This is a genomic window from Vibrio sp. T20 (assembly GCF_007858795.1).
Classification (GTDB): Bacteria; Pseudomonadota; Gammaproteobacteria; order Enterobacterales; family Vibrionaceae; genus Vibrio; species Vibrio satsumensis.
Genome location: NZ_VFEB01000170.1, coordinates 1 through 368 on the forward strand (window position 1 = coordinate 1; position 368 = coordinate 368).

1 protein-coding gene is annotated in these 368 nt (G+C 37.5%); it reads right to left on the reverse strand.

The annotated features are described in order from the left end of the window. Positions 1 to 109: 109 nt before the first annotated feature. Positions 110 to 368, reverse strand: a 259-nt coding sequence (locus tag FTW16_RS17980; RefSeq protein ID WP_261383482.1) for a GIY-YIG nuclease family protein, incomplete at its 5' end; no start/stop codon positions are given.

Here is a 368-nt window from a genome sequence, read left to right on the forward strand (position 1 = left end):
CTCACTGTTCAGAATGACAACTTAACTAACGACAATACACCCAAAACTCTTCGATACTCACCACTCGCTACTTCGTCATTCCAGAACGGAGGAACGAGGTATCTGGAATCTAAAGCATGTGATACAAATCTTGCCAACTAGGATTAACACTCTTTACCAACTCATTTTTCCAAGCACGTTTCCATGTTTTGAGTTGCTTCTCCCTAGCAATTGCCGCTTCTATATCTTCAAATAATTCATAGTAAACAAGGTTATGAACATTATATTTAGAGGTAAAAGAAGGCATGATATTATTCTTATGCTGCCAAATTCGTTGCTTCAACTGACTTGTCACGCCAATATATAACACGTTGTTATTTGGAGATGAA